Here is a 25,396-nt window from a genome sequence, read left to right on the forward strand (position 1 = left end):
GTGGACGGGGGTTCCCGGGTGTGGCCCGATAGGTGGACGGGCGTTGCCGGGTGTGGCCCCAGAGGTGGACGGGGGTTCCCGGGTTTGGCCCCGAAGGTGGACGGGCGTCGCCGGTTTCGGTCCGATAGGTGAGTAGGCGTCGGTTATGCCAGTTGGGACTCGATGCGGGCCGCGCTCGCTGCCAGTGCTTCGCCGACGGCGGCCTGGTCCTGTTCCCGGCGGATGTAGACGACGGCGATGGCCGCGGGCCGGCCGCCCGGTACATGGATGGGGGCGGCCAAGGAAGACAAACCGGCGATGACCTCGTCGTGGCTGGCCGCATAGCCGAGCCTGCGGGCCTCGACCGCTTCGGGCCGATACGGCAGGCCCGGCACGCGGGCTGCCCACTCTTCTTCGCTCATGGTGGACTGGATCGCGATGCCGGGTGCCCCGATATTCACAGGGTGGCGCGTGCCGGGATGCTGCGCGAGGGTTGCCGCGGAGTGGCGGGGCTCCACCGTGACCAGGGTGACGCAGTCCTGATGGTCCCACACCGCTACGAAGGCCGTCATGTTCAGGGCGTTGGCGAGCTGGGTCAGCTCCGGAAGGGCGGCCGTCTGGAGATCGCGGGAGACGCCGCGGGCCAGCACAGCAAGGCCGGGACCGGGCTGAACCCGGCCGGCGTCGTCGCGGACCAGGAGCGAGTGGTCTTCCAAGGTGCGCAGGATCCTGTACGCCACGGAGCGATGGACGCCTAGGGCGGCGGCGAGTTCTGCGATGGTCAACGGGCGCTCGGCAGCCGCCAGGATTTCCAGGGCCTGGATTCCGCGGGAGAGCGTCTGCGACGGCGAGACAGTCGCCTTCGTGTCCTGCAGGCTTTTCGCGGCGCTGGGAGACATCATGCGCTCCATCCTATGCTGGGGCCTGACGGCACTGTCCGGCTATCTTGTGCAATAGCACACAAAAGACTAGGGTTCTGTATGAGAATTTGTTGTTCAAATATAGAACAAGTTCAAATATAGAACAAATTTACGCACGGAACAATCTTCACCCAGGAATCCACGATGATCGCCAAGTCCGGCAAAGATGCGGGAACAGGCTCTCCCAGCCGAACCACGCGGCCGAGGGCCCATCATTTCCGCGGCAGCCTGGGCCGTTTTGCTACAGGTGTCGCCATCGTGACGTTCGACGGCGTCACCAAGCGCCACGGGATCACCGTCAATTCCTTCACTTCGGTATCGATGGAGCCTCCCCTGGTTCTCGTCAGCATTGCCCGCAACTCCAAGGCCCACGACGAGCTTGCGGAGCGGCCATTCACCGTCAATATTCTCGGCGCGGAGCAGCAGCAGCTCGCCCTGCACTTCGCGGGCCGTCCCGGACCCGAACCGCGGTGGGTTGAAGGCGACACGGCTCCGCGGCTCGCAGGCGTCCTCGCCTATTTCGAGTGCAAGCCGTGGGCGGCGTACGACGGCGGCGACCACACCCTGTACGTGGGCGAAGTGGTCGATTTCAACTATCGCAACGGCGATGCGCTCGCGTTCGCCAACAGTGCTTTCACCACTATCCCGGAAAGCCAATTGGGAATGGAGGACCTTCTATAGCCGCACGCCGTACCCGGCCGCGCGGCATCCATCACACGCAATGCCGTTTCAGCGCAACCATCATTGGAGACAGCCATGGGAATCCGGACCGGACAGCAATACCTGGACAAGCTCAACTCGATGAATCCCCACGTCCTCATCGACGGTGAAATGGTCACCGAAAAGATCGCCGACCACCCGTCCTTCAGGAACGTCGCCCGCACGTACGCGAAACTCTTCGACATGCAGCATGACCCGAAGTACGCGGACGCCCTCACCTACGAATCTCCGACCACCGGGGACCGCGTCAGTACTTCTTTCCTCGTTCCGCGGAGCAAGGAAGACTTGGAGCACCGGCATGCGGCGATCCGCACGTGGGCCGAGTATTCCCACGGATTCCTGGGCCGCACTGGCGACTACATGAACGGGGCCCTCACCGCGCTCGCAGCCGCGGAAAAGTGGTTCGCCCAGGCCGATCCGATGTTCGGCGAGAACATGCGCAGGTATTACGAGCATTGCCGGGAAAACGATCTGCTGGCCACCCACACCCTGATTCCGCCGCAGGTCAACCGCTCGGTGTCGGGCTCCGAACAGCTCGGCGGCCAGCTTTCGGCGAGGGTCGTGGAAGAGCGCGACGACGGCATCGTGGTCCAGGGCGCACGCATGCTTGCCACTATTGCGCCTATCGCCGACGAACTCCTGGTGTTCCCTTCGACCCTCCTCCGGTCGACGCCGGAAGACGCCCCGTACTCGTATGCGTTCGCCCTTCCCAATGACGCGCCGGGCATGCGCTACTTGTGCCGGACCTCCATGCACCACGGCGGAAGCACCCACGACGAACCACTTGCAAGCCGCTTCGAGGAGATGGACGCCGTCGTCGTTTTCGACCATGTGTTCGTCCCCAATGAGCGCATCTTCATGCTCGGCCACCCCGAGTTGTGCAACGCCTTCTATTCCGAGACCGGCGCCGGCGCCCTCATGACCCACCAGGTTGTCACACGGACCATCGCCAAGAGCGAGTTCTTCCTGGGCCTTGCCTCGGAGATCGCCGCTTCCATCGGGATCGACGGTTTCCAGCACATCCAGGAGGACATCGCGGAGCTGATCGAGACCGTCGAGATCGAAAAGGCCCTCATGGTGGCCGCGGAGGCCCAAGCCGCTCCCAGCCCGGACGGCGTGTTCCTGCCGCACTGGCCTACGTTGAACGCGGCCCGCAACTGGTATCCCAAGGTTGCCCAGCGCTTCCCGGCAATCATCCGCAAATTCTCGGCGTCAGGACTCATGGCCCTCCCCGGAGAGGCCGACGTGGCGAGCGAGGCGCTCCCGGACATCGAACTGTACCTGCAGGCGAAGGCCCTGACAGGTCCGGAGCGGATCCGCCTCTTCAAGCTGGCCTTCGATGCGAGTATTTCCTCGTTCGCAGGACGCCAGGCCCTCTACGAATACTTCTTCTTTGGTGACCCGGTCCGCATGGCCGGCGCTCTCGTGAACAGCTACGACCGCGAACCGGTCCGCGCCCGCGTGCGGGAATTCCTCGAACGCACGGACTGATGGGGGCGCTCCACGCGGAGATAACGACGGCGGCTTCCGCCGTCGTTGTCATATGTTGCGCGTGCATTGTCATCGTTTCGAGTGGTCGAAGGCATTGCAGGCGCGGCGGCCGGCGTGCTGATCTTGGTATAGAGACCGCTTGCCGTCCCCGATGACAAGGGAGATTGACCGAGTGAAATCAGGCCAAAGGATGATGCTCGCACTGTGCGCGATGTTGGGGCTTTCGGCCTGCGAGCCGTTGAACACATCGCAACCAACGGAATCCCCTTCACTCAAGACGCTCACATTGGCGTCGAACCTCGAGTGCCCCGACGCGTTTAGCGCAGACGCCGATCACCAGCCGGAACCTCCTGCATTGGACACGCCCCGAGCGCTAGGAGTCTCGGCGAGCTCCTGGGCCGGCAGCCCGCCGAGTTTTGCGTGGCCGATCACCGACGACCTGAACGGTTTCGCTGTCACCATCGCGGGCATCAAGTACGGCGGATGGAAAGCGCCTATCACCCTGGAGCCAGGGATTGGCGAGCGCATTGTGAGCATTGACGGGCCGGACGACGCTGTCCTCATGGTTGTCTCCAGCAGGGATTGGGGAACCAATCCTGCCTTCCAAGAGGGGAACCTGGGTGTCCACCGGTCCTACTCCGTCAAAGGGTGCCAGAATCGTCGAACACAGTTTCCGGGGATGATTCTTGTGCGCGGACCCGCCTGCGTTGTAATCAGGGTTAGCGACCCCCTGGCAGAGACAACATCCACCATTTCAGTGCCGATGTACGGGGGCGCATGCAACTGAGCTAAGGAAGGCGGCTTGGGTTTTGCAACTACCCCGTCCGCTCCAGAAGCCGCACGGCGTCGTCGTCAGTCAATTGTTCGAAGTGCTCGTAGAACGCGCCGACGGCGTGGAACTTGCCCGGTGTGTGGAGGCACATCATGAAATCGCACACGCGGCTGATGGACTCCTGCGCTTCGATAGATGACACGGGGACGGCGGCCACCACAGTCTCCGCGCCTCCCGCCCGGACCGCTTCGACGGCGGCACGCATGGTCGCTCCGGTGGCGAGTCCGTCGTCGATGAGCACAACGGTTTTGCCGGAGAGGTCGAAGCTGATGCCCGGGTAGGCCTTCACCCGCCGCAGGAGTTCTCCGCGCTCGCGGGCTTCCACGGCGTCGAGCGAAGCCTGGGTGATTCCATGCCGCAGCATGCGTTCGGCGAGCGGCCGGTTGACGATGCGGACAATCCTGCCGTTGGACCAGGCAAGGGCGCCGAACGCTGTTTCTTCGCGCCCCGGGATGCCGAGTTTACGCACCAGAATGGCGCCGTAGGGCTGGTGCAGTTCGCCGGCGGCAGCGGCCGCCACCGGGACTCCACCGCGGGCGAGGCCCAACAGGATGGTGTCCGGGCGTTGCCGGAGCTGCGGAAGCCCTGCTGCCACACGGCGTCCGGCGTCCGCACGGTCCTTGAAGCGCATGCCCATTCGTCCCACTTCCACCTTATCCAGAGCTGAATCAAGCCTACCTTCCTTGCCGGGACCGCTCGGCGCTGCCACGATGGGCCGTGTGAACAAGCCCATCGGTTACTGGACCAAACGCCTGGACGCCGCTTTGGAGGCGCATCTGGACCGTACTTTGGCGAGGTTGAAACTCAGCCGGAGGCAGTGGCAGACCCTCAATGTCCTGGCCGAGACACCCCTGAGTCCGGAGGACCTTGACGGAATACTCGACCCTTTTTGGGGTGGCGACAGGCGACGCCGCGAGAACGAACTCGGCGCTCTGGTCGGCCGCGGCATGATCATTATGGTGGACGACCGCATCACCCTCAGCGAACTGGGCCACGCAAAACATGCCGAAGCCCAACAGCTCGTTGAACAAGCCCGGCATGACCTCTCCATGGGGATTGGTATCGACGAATACGCCATGGCCGTCAGCGTGCTGGAGCGCATGACCCATAACGCGGAGCGGCTGGCCCGCTAACGCCGCCGAGCCGCCCCGAGCCGCCGCCGCAGCGCCGCCGAGCCGCTCCGCACCTAGACGCCGAGGAAAGCCACCGCGGCGTCCTTGAACGCCCTGCTCGTGATGGCGTTGCTGTGGTTCCGCCCCGGCACAATCAGCTGTTCCACCATGCCGCCGGCGCGGGAAGCGATCGAAGCGAGCTCCGGCATGGTGACCGCCCGCTCGTCCTTCTCGCCCGCCACCAGGAGCATAGGCATGCGGGGCACGGCTTCGGCGGGATCGAACGGTTCGCCCTTGACGGCTTCGATGAGCGACAAGAGCGCAAAAAGATCGTTGCTCGGCAAGAGCTGTGCCATCTTGAGCAACCCGGCCGTGGACTCGTCCTCAATCGGAGTCCCGTCCGCGAGGTAGCGCTGGGCTGCCTTGAGGTCAAATGATGCGAGGGGGTCTTCCTTGTTCGGGCCGCCCAGCACCAGCCGGTGCACGAGTTCGGGCTGGGTTGCACCGAATTCCCAAGCGAGCCGGGAGCCTAAGGAATAGCCGATGAGGTCGAGCCCGCTGGAGGGGTCACCGGCCCGCACTGGGCGAGCACCGGCGTCGGCGACTATCTGGAGCAGGTCCGCGCGGATCCGGCTGGGGGAGTAGGAGTCCAGATCCTCGGGCGAACTGCTCCGGCCGTGCCCCGGAAGGTCCACTGTGATGACGCGCCGGCCGGCGGACTTGAGGGTGGAAATCCAGCCTGTGTCGCCCCAATTGAGTTTGCTGGACGAGGAGAAACCGTGCAGCAGCAGGACAGGGCGCAGCTCCGCGTCGGTGCCTTCGGCAGGTTCATGGATCTCCACGAACAGGTGCGGATCTGTTCCTTCCACCGTGTGGATGTGCTCTTCCGTGTGCCTGCCGCTCATGGTGTCAGTCCTCATCAAGTACGGCGCTCAGGCGGACCCGGCGCTTCGGTGCGTCATCCTTGGGAACGGTGCCCACGATACCGGCAGTATTGTCCGGCACCTCGAACACCACCAGCGGCTCACCGACGTTGATGGTCTCGCCCGGCGCGCCGTGGATACGGATCACTTTACCCGCCTGCGGGCTAGGCAACTCGAGGGCGGATTTGCTCGTTTCCAGCTCCACGAGCGGCTGGTTCCGTTCAACCTGATCGCCGGGGGACACGAGCCAGTCCAGGACGGTCGCTTCGATGAGGCCTTCGCCAAGGTCGGGCAGGGGAAAGCTGATTTCAGCCACGTCGATACTCCAATACTCGTTGGATCCCCAGGAGGATGCGGTCAATGTTCGGAATGTACTCATCCTCCAGGTCGCCGGAGGGATAGGGCACGTCAAAACCGGTGACCCGTTCGACGGGCGCCTTGAGGGTGTCGAAGCAGCTTTGGGTGATCAGCTGGGCCACTTCGGCTCCCAGCCCCGAGGTCAGCGGAGCTTCGTGCACGACGACGGCGCGCCGCGTCTTTCCGACGGAAGCCGCCAGTGCCTCGGCGTCGATCGGCTTGAGCCAGCGCAGGTCGAGGACTTCGACGTCGATTCCGTCCTCAGCCGCGAGTTCGGCAACCTGCAGGCACCGGGCTACCATCGCACCCCAGGCGACGAGGGTCAGGTGGCGGCCCGGCCGGACAACGCGGGCGCCGGTGAGGGTGCCGCCGTCGGATGTTTCGACGTCGCCCTTCTGCCAGTAGCGCGACTTCGGTTCCATGAAGATCACCGGGTCCGGCCGCGAGGCCGCGTACTTGAGCAGGTGATAGGCGTCGTGCGGGTCCGACGGCGAAACAACCTTGAGGCCCGGAACGTGCGCGAAGAGCGCCTCAAGGCTTTCGCCGTGGTGTTCGGGCGCCCGGATGCCGCCGAAGCTGGGCACCCGGAGCGTGATGGGCATCGGCAACGTCCCGCGGCTGCGGTAGTTCATCCGGGCGATCTGGCACACGATCTGGTTGATGGCGGGATACGCGAAGCCATCGAACTGGACTTCCGGGATGGGGTGGAAACCCGCCATGGCCAGGCCCACCGACATGCCCAGGATGCCTGATTCCGCGAGCGGCGTGTCAAAGACCCGGGATTCGCCGTGCTTGGCCTGCAAGCCGTCGGTGATGCGGAAGACTCCGCCCAATCGGCCGCAGTCCTCGCCGAAGACAACCGTTTTTGGGTCGGTGGCGAGGATCTCGTCCAAGGCGCGGTTGAGTGCCTGCTGCATGGAAAGCCTGACGGGCCGGGTCCCGGCCACGGCCGCGGCTTCGAGGGTGGCGGTGGTGCTCTCAGACATGTTCGGACTCCTCTCGCCAACGGGTGGCCTGGTTTTCAAGGGCGGGGGTGGTTTCCTGGAAGACGAACTCGAACATTTCGTTGCCGGGCCGCGGGCCGAGGACTTCGATTCCGGCGCGGATGGCTTCTTCTTCCGCGCGGGCTTCCTGTTCGGCGGCCATGAAGAATGCCTCGTCGGCTGCGCCTTCTGCGAGCAGGCGCCGGCGGAGGCGCTCCAGCGGGTCCTCGCCGGCGTCGATGCGCTCCTCGTCGAGGCTCCGGTAGCGGCCGGGATCGTCGGCGGTGGAGTGCGGACCGCGGCGGTATGTCATGGCCTCGACCACCACCGGACCGTTTCCTGCGCGGCAGTGGGCGAGGGCGTCGCGGGTGGCCCTATAGACGGCGACCACATCGTTGCCGTCCACCTGGATACCCGGGATCCCGTACCCCACGGCTCGTGCGGCTACCGAACCGCCGGCCACTTGGCGCTCTGTAGGCACGGAAATCGCCCAGCCGTTGTTCTGGACGAAGAAGACAACGGGTGCTTTCATCACGGCGGCAAAGTTCATGGCTTCGTGGACATCGCCCTGTGAGGATGCGCCGTCGCCAAAGTAGCTGAGCGCCACTCCATGCCCGCCGCCCAGGGTCTGGCCGTGGGCCCACCCAACGGCGTGGAGCACCGAGCCTGCCACGACGGCCTGGATGGGCGCGAGGCGGCTTGCCACGGGGTCATACATTCCGCCGTGCCAGGTTGCCTTGTGGGTGGACATGTACGCCACCATGTCCACGCCCATGGTCCTGGCGACGCCCATCTCGCGGTACGTCGGAAAGGCGAAGTCGAGGGTCGTATCGAGGGCATAGGCGCTGCCGACCTGGGCCGCTTCCTGCCCGAGCTCCGGTGCGTAGCCGGGGATGATTCCCTGGCGCTGCCAGGCGACGGCTGCCGTATCGAGGTGGCGAACGGCAGCCATCAGGGAGTAGAGCTCCCTGAGCTGTCCGGGGGACAGGGGCGCGGCGCCGGCCGTGGCTACTGCGGGAAGAGATGAGTCCATGGACGTGACCGTAGTCACTGGGTGGAGCATCGGCAATCCGCCTATTCGCGGCTCGGCAAACTGCCAAGAACGGCCAGCGGAAGAGCGCGATCGCCTAGCAGTTTGTGCACCCTTCTCAGGCGTTTCGTGCGGCCTTGGCCTTCGCACCGATCCGGCAGGCCACGGCGATGCACGCGATCAACAGGAACGTACCGAGCAGTTGGACGGCGCTCTCGGGATTTGAGAAGCCCACGGCGAAGATCAGGCCAAGCAGGGCCAGTCCGAAGACCGTGAGGAAGGGGAACCCCTTCATCCGAAGCGGCAGTTCGGTTCCGTCGCGGTCCGCACGGCGGCGCAGGATCAACTGGGACACGAGTGCCGTTCCCCAGACCACGAGGCAGGTCGATCCGACGAGGTTGAGCAAGGCCGGCAGGACGTGCTCGGGGAAGAGCAGTTCCAGGATGGTCGCGATGAACCCGAAAGCAACGGAAACCCCGACGGCGGCCATGGGCACCTGGGCGCCGCGCAGCCGCGACAGGAAGGCAGGCGCTTCGCCGCGTTCGGACAAGGAGAAGACCATGCGCGAAGCGCCGTAGAGGTTCGCATTGAGCGCGGACAGCAAGGCTACGACGGCAACGAGGGTAATGGCCGCGCCGGCTCCCGGGATACCGGCAACGTCCAAGACGCCGGCGAACGGGGACTTCAAGCGGTCGGAGTCGGCGGGCAACACTGCGGCAATGACGAAGACCGAACCGATGTAGAAAACGAGGATGCGCCACACCACCGTGCGGATGGCTTTGCCGACGCTGTGCGCCGGATTCTCCGTCTCCGCCGCGGCCACGCTCACGATTTCGGTGCCGCCGAAGGCAAAGATCACCACAAAGAGCGCAGCCGCAATTCCGGACCAGCCGGACGGTGCAAAGTTGCCGCCCAGGTTGGCGAAGCCGGGGGAGGCAGCCGCGGGCAGCAAGCCGAACAGCAAGGCAACGCCGATGACGAGGAAAATGATGATGGCGGCGACCTTCAGGACGGCGAACCAGAACTCGAACTCACCGAAGTTCCGGACCCCCGCGAGGTTGATCGCGGTGAAGGCCACCATGAATGCCAAGGCCAACGCCCACACGGGAACCACAGGCCAGACGGAAAACAGCAGCCCTGCCGCCCCGAGCGCCTCCGCTGCGATGACCACCACCAACTGCAGCCACCACAGCCAGCCGACCGTGGACCCGGCCGTCTTGCCCATGGCCTTTTCCGCGTAGACCGAGAAGGCGCCGCTGTTCGGGTTGGCGGCCGCCATCTCGCCGAGCGCCCACATCACCACGATGATCAGGGTCCCCGCCACGAGGTAGGAGATGAGCACTGCAGGGCCGGCCGCGTGGATTCCGGCGCCCGAACCGAGGAAGAGTCCCGCGCCGATGGCGCTGCCCAAGCCCATCATGGTGAGCTGGCGCGGCTTCATCGAGTGGCCAAGGCCTCGCGAAGGAACGGCGGGTCGAACAGCGGTGGACTTCGTTGTCATTCGTGTCGCCTTCTCGTGGATGGGTTGTTCGCTGGTCCTCGTGGGACTTGTCGAATTTACCGCTTCCATCGGGAAGTGGCGAAAAACACTCGTGAGAGGATTGTTGCAAGTTGGAGCAGGAACTGGACATGGCGTAGCGATTTGTTCAGCTCATGGGATGAAGTAGGAAAAACTGATGGTTGTGGACGCGTTGGATGCCAAGATTGTCCGATTTTTCACCGACTCCCCGCGGGCGTCCGTCCTTGAGGCGTCCAGGGTCTTGAAGGTCGCCCGCGCCACGGTCCAGTCAAGGCTGGACCGGATGGCCGAGCGCGGGGTGGTTGCCCCCTGGGTCCCGCAGCCCGATCCTGCCGGCTTCGGCTATCCCGTGGTCGCCTTCTGCTCGCTCACCATCAACCAGGATCTGGGCCACGACGCCGTCGTCGAAGCCTTGGCGGCGATTCCGGAGCTCATTGAGGTCCACACCGTTTCCGGTAGTTCGGACCTGATGGTGCGGGTGGTGGGCAAGTCGAACTCGGACCTGCAGCGCGTGCTGGACAAACTCATTGCCACCAAAACCGTGCTCCGTTCGTCCTCGGTGATCGTGCTGAATACGCATTTCCAAGGGCGCACTTTGCCCCTCCTGGAAGCTGCGGCCAAGGAGAATGCCGGCTGAAACATTTGGACACCGTCCGCAGACAGTCGTACCATTAGTTTTAGTCACTTTGACTTTAACTAATTTCCTTACGGCAAAGAAGCGGGGTGAACACCGTGTACGCCAACTCCGCGAATGTCGCAGAGCGCAGGCTCGCCCCGCCGTCGTTGGCCATTTCCAACGTAATTTTCGCGCTCCGCCCCAGCGAAAGCTCCGGCCGTCCCACGCTGTGGCTGCCGCTCGTGCGTCGTATCCGCGAACCGTACAAAGGCATGTGGGCACTCCCCGGCGGTCCGCTCCAGCATGACGAATCGCTCCAGGATGCCGCCTCCCGGAACCTCCGTGACACCACGGGGCTGGCTCCGCAATACCTCGAGCAGCTGTATGCCTTCGGGGGCCTGCACCGGTCGCCTGCCCAGCGCGTGGTCTCGATTGTCTACTGGGCCCTCGTGCGGCCCACCGAGGCTGCCCTGGCCGACGAATCAGAGAACGTCCGGTGGTTCCGGGCCGACAAGCTCAGCGAATTGGCCTTCGACCACAACGCGATCGTGGACTACGCCCTGTGGCGGCTGCGCAACAAGATGGCATACGGGTCCATCGCCTACCACTTGCTGGGGGAGTTTTTCACCTTGGCACAGGTCCGCGAAGTTTACGAGGCTGTCCTGGACCGTCAGCTGGATCCGGCGAACTTCCGTCGGCAAATCAAGGGAACACCGGAAATCGAGGAGACCGGTGAATACCTCCAGGGCGGAAAACACCGCCCGCCCCGCCTCTACCGCTTCACCGGCACGCCCGGCCTCGGGCCAGACAACAGGAGTACACCATGAGCAGCGTCAATACGGCTATCCAGCTGATCACGCGGGAGGAAGCCGAAAGCGGCCGTTCCGCCGCAGGCTCGACGTGCAGCCCCGCCTTGGCCAAAGGCCCATGGGAGTACGACCTCGCCGAAGCGCTCGCCGGTGTCCCCGCATACGGCCCGGGTGCTTCCAGCTCCGATGCCGCGCCCCGGGCCACGCCCCGGCAGGGCCAGCTTCCCGAGGAATACAAGCTGGCCAGCGACGCCGAACTCGACGCCCGGATCCGCGCCGCCAAGGAGACCCTTGGCGACAGGGCCGTCATCCTGGGCCATTTCTACCAGCGCGACGAAGTGGTCCAGTACGCGGATTTCGTGGGCGACTCCTTCCAGCTCGCCAACGCCGCGCTGACCAAGCCCGACGCCGAAGCGATCATCTTCTGCGGCGTGCACTTCATGGCCGAGACGGCCGACATCCTGTCCAACGAGGAGCAGGCCGTGATCCTGCCGAACCTGGCCGCCGGTTGCTCCATGGCTGACATGGCGGACGAGGACTCGGTGGAGGAATGCTGGGAACAGCTCGAAGAGCTCTTCGGGACTACGCCTGATTCCGACGGGCGCGCCCCGGTCATCCCGGTGACCTACATGAACTCCTCCGCCGCGTTGAAGGCGTTCTGCGGACGCAACGGCGGCATCGTCTGCACGTCCTCGAACGCCAAGACGGTGCTCGAGTGGGCCTTCGAGCGCGGCCAGCGGGTGCTCTTCTTCCCCGACCAGCACCTTGGCCGCAACACGGCCAAGGCACTCGGCGTCCCGCTGGAGCAGATGCCCATGTGGAACCCGCGCAAGGAACTCGGCGGAAACGACGAACAGGCCCTGCTGGATTCCCGCGTCATCCTCTGGCACGGCTTCTGCTCCGTCCACAAGCGTTTCAACGTGGGCCAGATCGAGAAGGCGCGGGCTGAATACCCGGGCGTGAACGTCATTGTGCACCCCGAGTGCCCCATGGAGGTTGTTGACGCTGCAGACGGCGCAGGCTCCACCGACTTCATCAAGAAGGCCATCGCCGCCGCAACCGAGCCCACCACCTTCGCCATCGGCACCGAGATCAACATGGTGAACCGCTTGGCCGCGGAGAACCCGCAGCACACCATCTTCTGCCTCGACCCGGTGATCTGCCCGTGCTCCACGATGTACCGCATCCACCCCGGCTACCTCGCCTGGGTGCTTGAGGAACTGGTGGAAGGCCGTGTGGTCAACCGCATCACGGTGGATGACTCCGTCAAGGACAACGCCAAGATCGCCCTCGAACGCATGCTCGCAGCACGGCCGCTCTAGGCCGCGCCCCGTACCAACCAGTCGAATCGAACCTCATGAGCGCAGAACACATTCCCGGCGGCCCGCTGCCGCGGCGGCTCGTCGTCGTCGGAAGCGGCATCGCCGGCCTCTACTCCGCACTGCTGGCCGCCGAGTCGGGCGCAGAGGTGGTCCTGCTCAGCAAGGCCGCGCTGGCGGACAGCAATACCTTCTTCGCCCAAGGCGGGATTTCGGCGGTGCTCGAGGAACCGGCCCCCGGCGATACCGTCGCCGCGCACATCACCGACACCCTCAAGGCCGGCGCCGGCCACTGCAATGAGGAGGCCGTGCGGGTGCTGTGCACCGAGGCGCGCCTCGACATCAGGGGGCTGGAGCGTTTTGGTGTCCGTTTCGACGCGGACGACGACGGCGATCCCGCCTTGGGGCTCGAAGCCGCCCACTCTGCGCCGAGGATCCTGCACGCCGGCGGAGATGCTACCGGTGCCGGAGTCGCGAAGGCACTCATCCTGGCGGTCCTTGACGCCCAGGACGCCGGGAAAATCCAGGTGCTGGGTCATGCCCAGGCAACGTCCCTGATCCAGTCCGAGGGTCGGGTGACGGGCGTTGAATTCCTGCGGAATGGCCGCCTTGAGAGCGTATCCGGCGATGCCGTGCTGCTGGCCACCGGCGGGGCCGGGCAGCTGTTCGCCCAGACCACCAACCCCGCGGTAGCGACGGCTGACGGGCTCGCGCTCGCATGGCGGGCGGGCGCCGAACTCGCGGATCTGGAGTTCTTCCAATTCCATCCCACGAGCATGGTCTTCTCCGCTGCCGGAAAACCAGCTCCCTTCGGCGCCGATCCGCTCCTCATTTCCGAAGCCGTCCGCGGCGAAGGAGCCATCCTGGTGGACGCGAACGGCGAACGGTTCATGCCCCGTTACCACCCCGACGCCGAACTCGCTCCGCGCGATGTTGTCTCCCGCAGCATCGCCCTGCACCTTGCGGCACTGGGCGATCCCAACGGCCACGTCTTCCTTGACGCGCGCGTCGTGGAAACTGACAAGGGGCCGGGCTTCCTTGAGAAGCGCTTCCCGACCCTCAGCGCCCGGACCCGCGACGCCGGCGTCGACTGGACCCTTGAACCCGTTCCGGTTGCCCCTGCCGCCCACTATTGGATGGGCGGCGTAGTGACGGACCTCCACGGCCGGACCTCCGTGCCCGGGTTGCTCGCCGCCGGCGAAGTCGCGTGCACCGGAGTCCAGGGCGCCAACCGCTTGGCCAGCAACTCTTTGCTCGAAGGGCTGGTCTTTGGGCGGCGGGCTGTTGAAGGGTTCCTTGCTGACCCCACCACCGGGTCACCTTTGGGGTCGTCTGACGGCATCCCTCTGCGTGCTAACTCGGCCGCGGGCGGCCTCGCCTTTACGCACGCTGCCGGGACACCGTCAGACGGAAGTCACCTCACCCCGTGGCAGCCTCGGGCACTCACCCCCTGGCAGCCTGAACTGGTCCCTGAGCCCTTCTCGCGGGCTGCCCTTCGGCGGCTGATGACTGCCAAGGCAGGAGTTCTCCGCAGTGGTGTGTTGCTTCGGGAGGCGGCAGAGGCGCTCGGCGCGTGGGCCGACGTCGTGCTTCCTGAGGGTGTTCCTGATTCCGGGGATGCGCTGGTGCATGAAGATGCCAATCTGCTCCTCGCCGCGCAATTGCTGGTGCGGGCTGCGGGGGCGCGACGGGGGTCGCTCGGGGCGCATTACCGGAGCGACGCCGTCGCCGGAACCGACACAGAAGAGCCAAGCCAGAGATACACCATCCGCCGGAAAGCGAGCCTCGTCCATGACTAGCCTGACCCTCCCCGCAGCACCCGTCCGGGACATCCTGGAGCGCGCATTCGCGGAGGACGCGCCAAGCGGCGACATCACCTCGCAACTGCTCATTCCCGCCGAAGCGCGCGCCACCGCAGTGCTCAATGCCAGGGTCCCGGGGGTCTTCAGCGGCGGAACCGTGTTCCGTGACGCCATGCTGCTCGTCGACCCGGACACCGAAGTGGAGCTGCTGCTCGCCGACGGCGAAGCGTTCGACGCCGGTACGCACCTGGCGCGGGTCAGCGGCCGGGCCCGCTCTGTGCTGCTCGCCGAACGCGTCGGGCTCAACCTTGCCCAGCGGATGAGTGCCATTGCCACGAAGACGGCGGAGTTCGTCAAGCTGGTCGACGGCACCAAGGCCCGCATCACCGACACACGGAAAACAACCCCCGGCCTCCGGGTGCTGGAACGCTACGCGGTGCGCTGCGGGGGCGGAGCCAACCACCGCTACAGCTTGTCGGATGCCGTGCTGGCCAAGGACAACCACCTGGCTGTGATGACCGGTGGCGATTCCGCCAAGCTCACCGCACTGCTCAAAGCCGCCAAGGCGCAGCTGGGCCACACCACCCACTTCGAAGTGGAAGTGGACCGCGCGGAGCAGATCGAACCCGTGCTGGCGGCCGGCGTCGACACGATCATGCTGGACAACTTCTCCCTCGAGGAGCTCCGCGCCGGCGTGAAGCAGGTGGGCGGCCGCGCCGTCGTCGAGGCGAGCGGCAACGTCAATGTCAACACCGTGGCGGACATCGCCGCCGCGGGAGTCGACGTCATTTCGATCGGTGGACTCACCCACAGTGTCAACGCCCTGGACCTTGGCCTGGACGTGACGCTCGACGTGACACCGGGACCGTCCCTGGCCCTCGGCTGACGTCATGATTTTCCTCGACGCCGCGGCCACCACACCCGTCCGCAGGGAAGTCCTCGAAGCGATGTGGCCCTATCTGACGGGGGAGTTCGGCAATCCCTCGAGCCATCACAGCCTGGGGGAGGCGGCTGCGAACGCGTTGTCCGGGGCCCGCGCGTCGGTCGCGAAGGTCCTGGGTTGCCGGGCCGGGGAGATCACTTTCACGTCCGGGGGCACCGAGGCGGACAATCTGGCGGTGAAAGGAATCGCCCTTGCGAGGCGAGCTGCGGACCCAAGCCTGAATCGCATCGCCATCAGCGCTATCGAACACCCGGCCGTCGAAGAATCAGCGCTCTACCTGCGGCGGGTCCATGGGTTCGAGGTGGACGTGATCCCTGTGGACCGGGACGGCATGGTGACAGCCGGAGCGCTCAGGGCTGTGCTGGGTCCACGGACGGCACTCGTCAGCGTGATGTATGCGAACAACGAGATCGGTACTGTGCAGCCAGTGCGGGAACTCGCGGAAGTGGCCGCTGAACACGGCGTGCCGTTCCACACGGACGCCGTCCAGGCCGCCGGCTGGCTGCCGATCGGCGTCAAGGAACTGGGAGTGGACGCCCTGAGCATCTCGGGCCACAAGCTCGGCGCACCGAAGGGCAGTGGTGTCCTCTTTGCGAAGGGAAGGCTGCGTCTTGAGCCGTTGGTCCATGGCGGCGGTCAGGAGCGGGGCAGGCGCTCGGGAACCGAAAACGTGGCGGGAGCCGTCGCGCTGGCCACGGCGTTGACTCTTGCCCACGCCGGACAAGGCGGACTTGCCGGGCGAGTCTCCGAATTGCGGGATACCTTCATCCGCGCTGTCCAAGGGGCCGTGCCCGGTGCCATGTTGACCGGCCACCCCTCGCAGCGCTTGCCGTCCGTCGCGTCGTTTTGTTTCCCCGGCACCAGCGGAGAGTCGGTCTTGCTGGAGCTTGAGCGGCTAGGGGTGGTGTGCTCAAGCGGGTCTGCGTGCGCCGCGGGATCCGACGCCCCTTCGCCCGTCCTGGTGGCGTTGGGGATTGAGCCCGAGCTGGCCCACACCGCTGTCCGTTTCAGCTTCGACTCCACGGTGACGCCTGCGGAGCTGGAGCAAGCCGCCGAAGCCGTGGCTGCCGCCGTCGGGAGCGTCCGGGGGATCGGTCGCCGCTGACTGTCCCCATTCAACCGGCAGCCCCCATTCAACCGGCAGCGGGGAGTCAAACGTGGCGGGCCCGGCGGAAAATCCAGTGCCGCAGCATGGTGAACCGCACGGCCGTCGCGACGAATCCGGACAGCGTGGTGGTCCAGAGGTCTTCCTCAAGCGTGGCTTCGGGCCGTAACGCATGCAGCACGCCAAGGCTCCCGCCGGTGATGACCAATGCCACGCCGATCACGATCAATCCGTTCAGGTGGTCACGGGCTCTCTTCCGGTTGCCGCTGATCTTGAAGGTCAGCCGTCTATTCAGCGCGGTGTTCATGAGCGAAGTGATGATCAATGCTGCGGCGTTGGCTGGCTGGGGTCCCAGCCACGGCCGGAAAAGCGCGTACAGGGCCAGCGAGGTGACAGTGCAGATGATCCCGACGCCGGTGAAGCGGATGAGCTGCCTGACCACAGGAAAGCGAAGAATACCTTTGTGGCGCTTTCTTGTTATCGGCCTGGCAGGGGACGTCTGCCGCGTCTCAATTGTCGGCACGGCAGGAGGCTCCATGGCTCAAGCCTGTCACATCAAGCTGGGAAATTTCTCCCAGGACGCTTCGAGAACGGGGTTGCTGAGCTCTCCGATACCTTCAACACGGCAGGTCACAAGGTCTCCGGGCTCGATCCTGGCGCATTCGGCCGGGAAGCCCGTGAGGACCAGGTCTCCCGGGTGCAGGGTCATGAACGAGGTGAGGTAGACAAGGATCTCGTCCACTTTCCATCCGAGGTCGGCGGTGCTGGCTGTCCGCAATTCCGTGCCGTTGTGCACGATACCGATCGAAAGGTCGCTGTCGTCGAGGTCAGTGACGATCCACGGTCCCGCGGGGGTGAACGTGTCCTGGCTTTTCGCGCTGATCCACAGTTCGTCGGTCTTCTGCAGGTCCCGCGCCGAGACGTCGTTGCCGATCGTGAAACCGAGGATGGCGTGGCGCGCGTTCTCGAGCGTGAGCCCGCGGACCTTGCGCCCGACGACGACCGTAAGTTCCGCTTCCGGGTCCACGTGTCCGACATCGGAGGCGAGCTCGATGGCGTCGCCGGGGCCGATCACGCTCGTGGCTGCCTTGTGGAAAGCCTGCGCGGGAAGGTCCCGGCCCCGCTGCCCGGTGTTGTGGGCCATGCCGAACACATTGGCGGGGACGGACGGCGCCAGGAACGTGAACGCATCTTCGGAGACCTCGGACCCCGTAACCCAGCCCGGCCGCTCCGGGCTGCCGCCGTTTGCCGGCGAGCCGGGGAACGGGCTGTCCACCACCGTCCAGTTCCTGCCTTCAGCTGAAGCGAAGTCGACTGCGTCGTTCGCGACAAAGAACTGTTCATGCGGAGAGGCGGGGGAGAGCGGCCGGACGCGGGCGATCCGGCGTGCACGTGAGGAAGTCATGAAGACATCCTACGTCCTTGAACCGCTTCGGCGGCCCGGGTAGGCCTGCAGGGCCAGTGCGCGGGGTCAGGAGGGCAGGTAGAGCTCTCCCACGGGGATATCCGCGGCCAGTCGGTTCGCAGGCCCGGCCAAGGGGCAAGCCCAGGCCTCGTTGTAAGCGCATGACGGGTTGTAGGCGAAATTGAAGTCGAGTACGAACTCCTTTTGCCCGGATCCCCGAAGGCCGTGGAAGGCTCCCTTGATGGTGTCCAGCAAGTAGCGGCCGGCACCGTAGCTTCCGCCGGGCTTGCCGGCAGTGGCATCGCGGAAAGGCACGAAAATGCCGCCGCCGTAGCTGCGCAGGCGCCACACTGCCAGTGAGCCAAGCTCGTCAAGGTCGAAGGTGCCGAGGCGGACAAAGGGCACCACGCCGTCGGTTCCGGTCTGGACATTCATCTCCTGGCCTGCGCCCTCGGGCGAGAGGGAGGCATAACGGCGAAACCGGGCATCGTAGTCGGCGGTGCGCAAGCCCGAAAAGGTCTGCTTGCTTGCCGGAGTCAAGGCCGAGGCCGGGTGGGTTCCGAACATGCGGTCCCGTTCCTGCCGCCAATAGACATGGGCTTGGAAGGGGTCGTCGACGGCGATCTTGCGGACATTGTCGTACAAGGCAAACGTGCGCAAACGCCAGTCCGCGATGTCCAGCGCGGAGATGTCAGCGACGCTGTTTTCGTCCTCATCAAACTGATCGGGAGCCATGGGTCCAGCCTAGTCCCTACCCTGCGGACCGGGCGGCCCGACGTGCGTCGGTGGCTTAGAACCGGCGAAACGCCGATCCGATCCAAGGGGCAGCGGCTTGCGCCGTTAGGCTGGTGCGCATGAGAGCAAAGCGGATCCCGTTGAAGTTTTCAGTCGCCGTCCTCGGTGCGCTCATCCTGGTCGCATCGGCCGGCTGCAGTTCCGAGGGCAAGGGCGGTGCGGTCTGGACAGCCGGATCCAACAGTGCGACGCCCGGGAGCGCCACGCCGTCGGGGTCCGGTACGGCCACGCCGACGGGCGGTGCCACTGCTTCGGGGGGCCCTTCCGCGCCAAGCACGGCGACGGCGGGGGCCACCGCTTCGGCGTGGAAGACGTACTCGGACGCGGCCAAGAAGGTCAGCTTCGATCTTCCAAGTGACTGGATTGCCCAATCGGTCACCCCTGACGCCGGTTCCATGCCGGGGGCCTTGAAGATCGAGGTCAAAGATGCCAAGGGCGCGTACAAGGCGACCCTGCACACCGGACTGCCCTCGGCCAATCCGGCTGACTGCGATCCGGCCGCCAAGCGGCCCTACACGGTGGTCAGCAGTGTGCCTGTTGACCTGCCCCATGCGGACGGTGATTCCATGATCCCGCCCCACGTGGTGTTCCGGGTCATCCAGGGCTACAAATTCTTTGGTTCGTACGGCATCACCAACCTCGTGGCCGGATCTGACGGTAAGGCCTGCCAGCTGCGGAATGTTGTGGTGGGGCCCGCAGGAAAGGGGAACTACTACTTCGGGGACGTTCCCGCCGTGCACGCCTTCGCCACGGACGAAGTAGTTGCTCCCGCGAAGTCCTTTGACACCTTGGACCAGGCCGCGAAGTACGTCAACGAGAGTTCGGAATTCGCCAACGTCCAGCGGATGCTATTGTCTCTGAAGGTCAATCTGTAGAACCACGGTTGACAGAAGCCCGTCGGCGCCAGCTACGCATAACTTGCGGGTTGTCCAGCCGCAACACTCCGGAGATCCATGGAACGCAACGTGGCTGCCCAGCTCGTTTTCAAGACCGTAGCCAACACCAAGGTAGCAATGGCAATCGCCGTGGCCCGCAATCCTGGCTATGAATCGCTCACCGAAGAGCTGTCAGTCACGGTGGAAGGCGAAGCGGTTCCGCTGACCGAGTTGACGGACCATCACGGTGGACGTTTCCAGTACATGGAGTTCGCCGAACCCAGCGAGGTAACGGTCGATTACCGCGCCTCGGTGACGGGCCTGGGTGTCCCCGATGAGTCTTCCCGGATGGAGCTCATCCGCTACGTGCGGCCCAGCCGCTATGCCGAGTCCGATCGGCTCCTTCCGACGTCTTATGCCGAGTTCGGCGGGCTGCACGGCGTCGAGCTGTTGCAGGCGGTCCGGAGCTGGGTCCACGATGAGCTTCGCTATGTCAGCGGATCCTCGCGGGGGACGGACGGAGCTGTGGAAACGCTCCTGCACCGCAAAGGTGTGTGCCGGGATTTCGCCCACCTTGCCATTGCCCTCTTGCGCTCGAAGGACATTCCTGCCCGGCTCGCCGCGGTGTATGCGCCAGGTTTGAGTCCGATGGACTTCCATGCCGTGGCTGAGGCCCACATCGACGGGACGTGGTACGTGGTCGATCCCACCGGCCTTGCTCCGCGCGAGTCGATGCTTCGCATCACGGCCGGGCGCGATTCCTCGGACACCGCGTTCTTGTCCACGGTGGGCGGCAGCCTGTCGTTGAAGAGCCTGAAGGTCACCGCCGTGGTGGCCGACGAGCTGCCGGAGGAAGACCCGGCAAAGCTCGTCGTCCTCCGCTAGCTTTCGCGGGGCTGCTTGTGTGCGACGAACGCTTGCAGCTTTTCGGTCAGGCGAAGAAGCTCGCGCTGCTCCTCGGCTGTCAGGGCCGGAGCCACAAGTTCGGCGATGTCGCGGACGTGCTCGCGGCCGATCTCCTTCTGGAGCTCGTGGCCGGCCGCTGTCAGGCCCAGCAGGATCCCGCGGCCGTCGTCGGGAGCGATGCTGCGCTCCACGAGTCCGCGCTTTTCCAATCTGTCAACCAGCCGGCTGAGGCTGGACTGGCTTAGCAGGACGTGATCGTTGATCTCGTTCAGCCGCAGCTTGCCCGTGGGGCAGCGGGAAAGGGTGAACAGGACGTCGTACTCCTTGATGGGCAGCTTCTTGAACGCCTGCCCGGCCTGGAGGCGGCGCATCACCGCCACCTGGGAGCGGAACAAGGACTCCCAGGTTTCGGCGGCGAGGCGCACGGCGGACGAAGAGGGTGCGGTGGTGGTCACTGGATCCGCCCGCCGGAATCGGCAACCGCCTCGGCGGCCGAGGCGGTGACGGACGCCGCGACCCTGGATGCATGGGTGGGTGCGTCAGGCACGTGGGCGGGCTTGCGGGCCTCGAATTCCTTGCGGAGGACGGGCAGCACTTCTTCGCCGAAGAGGTCCAGTTGCTCCAGGACGGTCTTGAGCGGCAGTCCGGCGTGGTCCACCAGGAACAGTTGGCGCTGGTAGTCGCCGAAGTACTCGCGGAATGTCAGGGTCTTTTCGATGACTTCCTGCGGACTGCCTACGGTCAGGGGCGTCTGGGATGTGAAGTCCTCGAGCGAGGGTCCGTGGCCGTACACCGGCGCATTGTCGAAGTAGGGGCGGAATTCCTTCACGGCGTCCTGGGAGTTCTTGCGCATGAAGAATTGGCCGCCGAGGCCCACGATGGCCTGATCCGCGGCACCGTGGCCGTAGTGCTCGTAGCGTTCGCGGTATAGGCCGATGAGCTGCTGGTAGTGCTCCTTGGGCCAGAAGATGTTGTTGGCGAAGAAGCCGTCGCCGTAGTACGCGGCGAGTTCGGCGATCTGCGGGCTGCGGATGGAGCCGTGCCAAACGAAGGGCGCGACGCCGTCGAGCGGGCGCGGCGTGGAAGTGAAGTTTTGCAGCGGGGTGCGGAACTTGCCGCTCCAATTGACGGTGTCTTCATCCCACAGCCGGCGGAGCAGGGAGTAGTTTTCCACCGCGAGTTCAATCCCGTCCTGGATGTTCTTGCCGAACCAGGGGTAGACGGGGGCGGTGTTGCCGCGTCCCATGATGAGGCCAACCCGGCCGTCCGCCAGGTGCTGGAGCATCGCGAAGTCTTCGGCGATCTTGACCGGATCGTTCGTGGTGATCAGGGTGGTGGACGTCGAGAGCGTAATGCGTTCGGTCTGAGCTGCGATGTACGCCAGCGTGGTGGTGGGTGACGAGGAGAAGAAGGGGCGGTTGTGGTGCTCGCCGATGGCGTAGACGTCCATGCCGATCTCTTCGGCCTTCTTGGCGATCGCCACGGCGGCCTTGATGCGCTCGTTCTCCGTGGGGGTGTGGCCCGTGGTGGGGTCAGTGGTGATGTCGCTGACGCTGAATACGCCGATCTCCATGATGTGCCTTTCTGCCTGCCTGGATGGTGTCCGGGCTATGTCGAACAGTCTATCCCAAGATAGATGCATTTGCATGTATCACTGCCTGCAACAGGGTACGGCATCATTTTGTTCCCGGTGTGTCTAGCCCTACTCGGCGGGGCCGGAAGCGGATCGGCGCCCGGTGACTTTGGGAACCATTCCGGTGGTCCAGTCCGGGTACTCGCCCTCACCATGGCCGGCGATGCCATCGTGTGCGACGTCGGTGCGTTGCGTGAGTGCCCGGAGCAGCGCCTTCTTCTCCCGCCGGCCTTCGACCAGTTTGTAGAGGACCGGCACCAGGACGAGAGTCAGGGCAGTGGAGGACACCAGCCCACCGATGACAACAATCGCGAGCGGCCTGGAAATGAACCCGCCGCCTCCCGTGAGGCCCAAAGCCATGGGTGTCAGCGCGAATACGGTGGCGAGGGCCGTCATGAGGATGGGACGCAGCCTCTGCCTGGCCCCGTGGGTGATGGCGTCCGCGACGCTCATTCCGGGGCTGCCATCGTGCGGCTTCCGGTATTGGTTGATGAGGTCGATCAGGACGATCGCATTGGTCACCACAATTCCCACCAACATGAGCATGCCGATCAGCGAAGGCAGTCCCAATGGAACGCCCGTGACCAGGAGCAGGGCGATGGCGCCGGTGGCCGCGAAGGGCACGGAAACCAACAGGATGAGCGGCTGGATGAGGGACTTGAAGGCGGCCACCATGATGACGTAGACAATGGCGACGGCGGCCAGGAGCGCGAGGCCAAGCTGGCGGAAGGAGTCCGCCTGCTGCGTAGTGGCTCCGCCGATCGTGGCGGTGGCGCCCGCCGGAAGCTGGACCGAGGCCAGCCGCTGGCCAACTGCAGTGCTGACGGCACCAAGGTTGGAGCCCGACGGCGTGACGGTCACCTTCGCGCTCCGCTGGCCGTTGCTGCTGGTGATGGAGACAGGGGTGTCCACCTGGTCGACGGAAGCTATGCTCGACAGCGGAACTGGGCCGGCGGGGGTCGGGAGACTAATGCTCCTGACGTCGGCGATGCTGCTGAAGTGCGTGCCTTCGCCGATTTGCACCGGGAAGTCCGTGGTGTCGATACGGACGGTGCCGGCCGGGACGGGGCTGACCGTGGAGGCCAGGACGCCGGCGACCTGTTCTTCGTTCAGCCCGGCAGCGACGGCCTTGGCACGATCAACCTTTACTTGGACGACTGACTGGCTCGCGTCCAGGTTGGTGGCGACTTCGGAACTTCCCGGGACGCCGTCCATTGCCTTCGCCACCGCGTCGCTTGCGGCCTTGAGGTCCGCGGAGTTGGCCGCGTTGATGGTGATGTCCACGCTGGAAGAGGTGCCCAAGCCGCCCTGCTGCGCACCCACAGTGATCTTGCCGGGAGCCGAGGCGCTGGCGAGCCGGGACCGGACCGTGTCCTGCAGCTTTTGCTGGTCGGCCTTGTCGTCCGTCACCACGGTGAACGTTGAGTTGGAGGCGCCGCTCGAAGTGAGCGCGGCGAATCCCGTTTGGGCGTTGCCCGACGTGACCTGGACATCTTTGATGCCGTCGATCCCGCGGAGGACCGATTCCACCTGCGCGGCTGCAGCGTCGGTCTGCGCCAAGCTGGTGCCGCCGGGAAGGACCTGGCGGACGGTCATGCTGTTCTGGCCCGAGTTACCCAGCAAGTCGGTGGCGAGCAAGGGGGACATGGCGGCAGTCCCGCCAAGGACCAGGACGGCGGCGACGATGGTGATGACAGGATGCTTCTGGGTCTTGGCCAGGATGGGCAAATAGCCGCGCTGCAGGCGGCTGCGTTGCTCTGCCTCGTGCGCGGCCGCGCGGGCTTGCTCCGCAACGGCGGCGCCGGCCGATGCCGGTGACTTGAGGAACCAGTAGGCCAGCACAGGAACGATCGTGAGCGACACGAGCAACGAAGACAGCAGCGCGATGGTCACCGTCAGGGCAAAGGGCCGGAAGAGTTCGCCGGCGAGGTTGCCGACGAATGCGATCGGCAGGAAGACGGCAACCGTGGTCAGGGTCGATGCGGTGATGGCGCCGGCGACTTCACGTACCGAATTGAGGATGGCCGCGAGCTTGTGTTCGCCGTAGCTGAGGTGGCGCTTGATGTTCTCGATCACCACGATCGAGTCGTCCACCACGCGGCCGATCGCGATGGTCAATGCGCCGAGGGTGAGGATGTTCAGGGAGTAGTGGGTCGCCGATATTCCGATGAAAGTGATCAGGAGTGACAACGGAATGGAGACCGCCGTCACGAGCGTCGAGCGCACGGACATGAGGAATACGAGGATGACCGCTACCGCGAAGCCGAGCCCAAGAAGGCCTTCCGTCGTGAGGTCCTTGATGGATTTCTCGATGTACGGGGCTTGGTCGAACACCGGGGTGAAATGCGCATTGGAGCCGAGTTCGGCCTCCATCCGGGCGATGGAATCCTTGACGGCGTGCGAAATGGCGACCGTATCGGCGTCGGGCTTCTTCGTGATGGACAAGGCCAGCGTCGGTTTGCCGTTGGTCCGGGTGATCGAGGTGGCGGCGTCATCCTTGATGCTCACGTCGGCAACAGTGCCGATCGTGGCTCCGTTCCGGGCGCCGCTCAGCGGCAAGCCCTTGATGACGTCGAGCGAGTCCACCGGGCTGCCGATCTGCAGCGAAAGCGTCTTCCCCTGATCCTCGATGGTTCCCGCCGGGACGAGTGTTCCGTTGTTCTTCAGGGCATTGGTGAGCGACTGGATTGTGGCGCCGTTCGCGGCCATCGCCGGCGCTTTGGGTTGGATGAGGATGTGCTGGGTGGCGCCGCCTGTCACGTCGGCGCTGCGGACCCCGTCCAGTTTCTGGAGCCGGGGAACGCTCAATCGCTGCAGGTCCGTGTTGAGCTCGCTAAGGGGCTTGTCCGACGACACCGCGAGGTACACGATCGGGAAGTCGCTGATGCTGCCGGCAAAAGACCGCGGCTCGGCGTCGGCGGGCAACACACGCTTCGCGTTGGAGATGGCGCGGTCGATCTGGTTGCGGGCGCGGTCCAGGTTCGAACCGTAGGCGAACACCATGGAGATCTGGGAAACACCGCTCCGCGATGTCGACGTGGTCGATTCCAACCCCTCGACGCTGTTCAGCGCCGCCTCGAGCGGTCGGCTGAGTTGCTTGTCGACGACCTCCGGGGACGCGCCCGGCATTGACGTGATCACCGAGATCTGCGGAAACTCGATCGAGGGAATGAGTTCCTGCTTGAGGGACGACATGGTGATCACGCCGAACACCGCCGCCAAGACGGTGATCAGCGCGATGAGTGCCCTGTTCGCCAGTGAAAGTTTTGCCAGCCGGAACATTGCACTGTCTCCTGGGATCTACGGTCTGTCTCGTGTTTTC

General features: G+C 65.1%; 25 protein-coding genes. 12 read left to right on the forward strand and 13 right to left on the reverse strand.

The annotated features are described in order from the left end of the window. Positions 1-143: 143 nt before the first annotated feature. Positions 144-878, reverse strand: a complete 735-nt coding sequence (locus L0B83_RS08935; protein WP_234758162.1) for an IclR family transcriptional regulator — start codon at positions 876-878, stop codon at positions 144-146. A 165-nt stretch (positions 879-1,043) separates the two neighbouring features. Between L0B83_RS08935 and L0B83_RS08940 the strand changes: the two genes are divergently transcribed. The 3 genes from L0B83_RS08940 (at position 1,044) to L0B83_RS08950 (ending at position 3,897) form a co-directional block, all read left to right on the forward strand. Continuing rightward, a complete protein-coding gene (locus L0B83_RS08940) occupies positions 1,044-1,580 on the forward strand; it encodes a flavin reductase family protein (RefSeq protein ID WP_234758061.1) in 537 nt (178 codons plus the stop codon). 75 nt (positions 1,581-1,655) lie between these two features. Continuing rightward, positions 1,656-3,110 (forward strand): 4-hydroxyphenylacetate 3-monooxygenase, oxygenase component, encoded by a 1,455-nt coding sequence (gene hpaB, locus L0B83_RS08945; RefSeq protein WP_234758062.1) that lies wholly within the window; start codon positions 1,656-1,658, stop codon positions 3,108-3,110. Positions 3,111-3,465: 355 nt separating this feature from the next. After that, positions 3,466-3,897, forward strand: a complete 432-nt coding sequence (locus L0B83_RS08950) for a hypothetical protein (protein ID WP_234758063.1) — start codon at positions 3,466-3,468, stop codon at positions 3,895-3,897. Positions 3,898-3,925: 28 nt separating this feature from the next. On the opposite strand, the gene L0B83_RS08955 is transcribed toward L0B83_RS08950, so the two are convergent. Further along, positions 3,926-4,579: a phosphoribosyltransferase gene (locus L0B83_RS08955; protein ID WP_234758064.1), complete on the reverse strand. Its 654-nt coding sequence runs from the start codon at positions 4,577-4,579 to the stop codon at positions 3,926-3,928. Between the two features lie 73 nt (positions 4,580-4,652). Here L0B83_RS08955 and L0B83_RS08960 point away from each other — a divergent pair, with 73 nt between their 5' ends. After that, the gene (locus L0B83_RS08960; RefSeq protein WP_234758163.1) at positions 4,653-5,075 is read left to right on the forward strand and encodes a winged helix DNA-binding protein; all 423 of its coding nucleotides are present in this window, start codon (positions 4,653-4,655) and stop codon (positions 5,073-5,075) included. Positions 5,076-5,128: 53 nt separating this feature from the next. On the opposite strand, the gene L0B83_RS08965 is transcribed toward L0B83_RS08960, so the two are convergent. The 5 genes from L0B83_RS08965 to L0B83_RS08985 all read right to left on the reverse strand — a co-directional run bounded on the left by L0B83_RS08965 (position 5,129) and on the right by L0B83_RS08985 (position 9,848). Beyond that, positions 5,129-5,959, reverse strand: a complete 831-nt coding sequence (locus L0B83_RS08965) for an alpha/beta fold hydrolase (RefSeq protein ID WP_234758065.1) — start codon at positions 5,957-5,959, stop codon at positions 5,129-5,131. Between the two features lie 4 nt (positions 5,960-5,963). Then, on the reverse strand, positions 5,964-6,293 hold the full coding sequence (locus tag L0B83_RS08970) for a biotin/lipoyl-containing protein (protein ID WP_234747729.1): 330 nt from the start codon (positions 6,291-6,293) through the stop codon (positions 5,964-5,966). Continuing rightward, positions 6,286-7,320, reverse strand: a complete 1,035-nt coding sequence (locus L0B83_RS08975) for an alpha-ketoacid dehydrogenase subunit beta (RefSeq protein ID WP_234758066.1) — start codon at positions 7,318-7,320, stop codon at positions 6,286-6,288. Before L0B83_RS08975 ends, L0B83_RS08970 begins: the two co-directional genes overlap by 8 nt. After that, positions 7,313-8,350: a thiamine pyrophosphate-dependent enzyme gene (locus tag L0B83_RS08980; RefSeq protein WP_234758067.1), complete on the reverse strand. Its 1,038-nt coding sequence runs from the start codon at positions 8,348-8,350 to the stop codon at positions 7,313-7,315. Before L0B83_RS08980 ends, L0B83_RS08975 begins: the two co-directional genes overlap by 8 nt. 115 nt (positions 8,351-8,465) lie before the next feature. Then, entirely contained in the window at positions 8,466-9,848 is a 1,383-nt protein-coding gene (locus tag L0B83_RS08985; protein WP_234758068.1) for an amino acid permease, read from the reverse strand. A 175-nt stretch (positions 9,849-10,023) separates the two neighbouring features. Between L0B83_RS08985 and L0B83_RS08990 the strand changes: the two genes are divergently transcribed. The 6 genes from L0B83_RS08990 to L0B83_RS09015 all read left to right on the forward strand — a co-directional run bounded on the left by L0B83_RS08990 (position 10,024) and on the right by L0B83_RS09015 (position 16,460). Further along, positions 10,024-10,503, forward strand: a complete 480-nt coding sequence (locus L0B83_RS08990; RefSeq protein ID WP_234758069.1) for an Lrp/AsnC family transcriptional regulator — start codon at positions 10,024-10,026, stop codon at positions 10,501-10,503. An 86-nt stretch (positions 10,504-10,589) separates the two neighbouring features. Continuing rightward, positions 10,590-11,309, forward strand: a complete 720-nt coding sequence (locus L0B83_RS08995; RefSeq protein ID WP_234758070.1) for an NUDIX hydrolase — start codon at positions 10,590-10,592, stop codon at positions 11,307-11,309. Continuing rightward, the gene (gene nadA / locus L0B83_RS09000; protein WP_234758071.1) at positions 11,306-12,613 is read left to right on the forward strand and encodes a quinolinate synthase NadA; all 1,308 of its coding nucleotides are present in this window, start codon (positions 11,306-11,308) and stop codon (positions 12,611-12,613) included. Before L0B83_RS08995 ends, nadA begins: the two co-directional genes overlap by 4 nt. Before the next feature lie 35 nt (positions 12,614-12,648). Next, positions 12,649-14,409 (forward strand): L-aspartate oxidase, encoded by a 1,761-nt coding sequence (gene nadB / locus L0B83_RS09005; protein WP_234758072.1) that lies wholly within the window; start codon positions 12,649-12,651, stop codon positions 14,407-14,409. Further along, a complete protein-coding gene (gene nadC / locus L0B83_RS09010) occupies positions 14,402-15,298 on the forward strand; it encodes a carboxylating nicotinate-nucleotide diphosphorylase (protein ID WP_234758073.1) in 897 nt (298 codons plus the stop codon). Before nadB ends, nadC begins: the two co-directional genes overlap by 8 nt. Positions 15,299-15,302: 4 nt before the next feature. Beyond that, complete coding sequence (locus tag L0B83_RS09015) at positions 15,303-16,460, forward strand: cysteine desulfurase family protein (protein WP_234758074.1); 1,158 nt, start codon at positions 15,303-15,305, stop codon at positions 16,458-16,460. Positions 16,461-16,506: 46 nt separating this feature from the next. Here the strand turns inward: L0B83_RS09015 and L0B83_RS09020 are convergent, their stop codons facing one another. From L0B83_RS09020 to L0B83_RS09030, 3 genes are all read right to left on the reverse strand, one after another. Beyond that, entirely contained in the window at positions 16,507-16,902 is a 396-nt protein-coding gene (locus L0B83_RS09020; RefSeq protein WP_308193972.1) for a GtrA family protein, read from the reverse strand. A 108-nt stretch (positions 16,903-17,010) separates the two neighbouring features. Then, on the reverse strand, positions 17,011-17,865 hold the full coding sequence (locus L0B83_RS09025; protein WP_234758076.1) for a fumarylacetoacetate hydrolase family protein: 855 nt from the start codon (positions 17,863-17,865) through the stop codon (positions 17,011-17,013). A 66-nt stretch (positions 17,866-17,931) separates the two neighbouring features. Next, positions 17,932-18,600 (reverse strand): DUF1684 domain-containing protein, encoded by a 669-nt coding sequence (locus L0B83_RS09030; protein WP_234758077.1) that lies wholly within the window; start codon positions 18,598-18,600, stop codon positions 17,932-17,934. Between the two features lie 119 nt (positions 18,601-18,719). Between L0B83_RS09030 and L0B83_RS09035 the strand changes: the two genes are divergently transcribed. Then, on the forward strand, positions 18,720-19,535 hold the full coding sequence (locus L0B83_RS09035; RefSeq protein ID WP_234758078.1) for a hypothetical protein: 816 nt from the start codon (positions 18,720-18,722) through the stop codon (positions 19,533-19,535). Between the two features lie 78 nt (positions 19,536-19,613). After that, complete coding sequence (locus L0B83_RS09040; RefSeq protein WP_234758079.1) at positions 19,614-20,420, forward strand: transglutaminase-like domain-containing protein; 807 nt, start codon at positions 19,614-19,616, stop codon at positions 20,418-20,420. Here L0B83_RS09040 and L0B83_RS09045 read toward each other — a convergent pair. The 3 genes from L0B83_RS09045 to L0B83_RS09055 form a co-directional block, all read right to left on the reverse strand. Further along, positions 20,417-20,896, reverse strand: coding sequence for a MarR family winged helix-turn-helix transcriptional regulator (locus L0B83_RS09045; RefSeq protein WP_234758080.1), 480 nt, complete (start codon positions 20,894-20,896; stop codon positions 20,417-20,419). The genes L0B83_RS09040 and L0B83_RS09045 overlap by 4 nt on opposite strands. Further along, the gene (locus tag L0B83_RS09050; protein ID WP_234758081.1) at positions 20,893-22,014 is read right to left on the reverse strand and encodes an LLM class flavin-dependent oxidoreductase; all 1,122 of its coding nucleotides are present in this window, start codon (positions 22,012-22,014) and stop codon (positions 20,893-20,895) included. The genes L0B83_RS09045 and L0B83_RS09050 overlap by 4 nt, the downstream gene beginning before the upstream one ends. Positions 22,015-22,143: 129 nt before the next feature. Continuing rightward, complete coding sequence (locus L0B83_RS09055) at positions 22,144-25,356, reverse strand: efflux RND transporter permease subunit (RefSeq protein ID WP_234758082.1); 3,213 nt, start codon at positions 25,354-25,356, stop codon at positions 22,144-22,146. Positions 25,357-25,396 lie beyond the last annotated feature (40 nt).

It is taken from the genome of Arthrobacter alkaliphilus (assembly GCF_021483235.1).
GTDB classification, from domain to species: Bacteria; Actinomycetota; Actinomycetes; order Actinomycetales; family Micrococcaceae; genus Arthrobacter; species Arthrobacter alkaliphilus.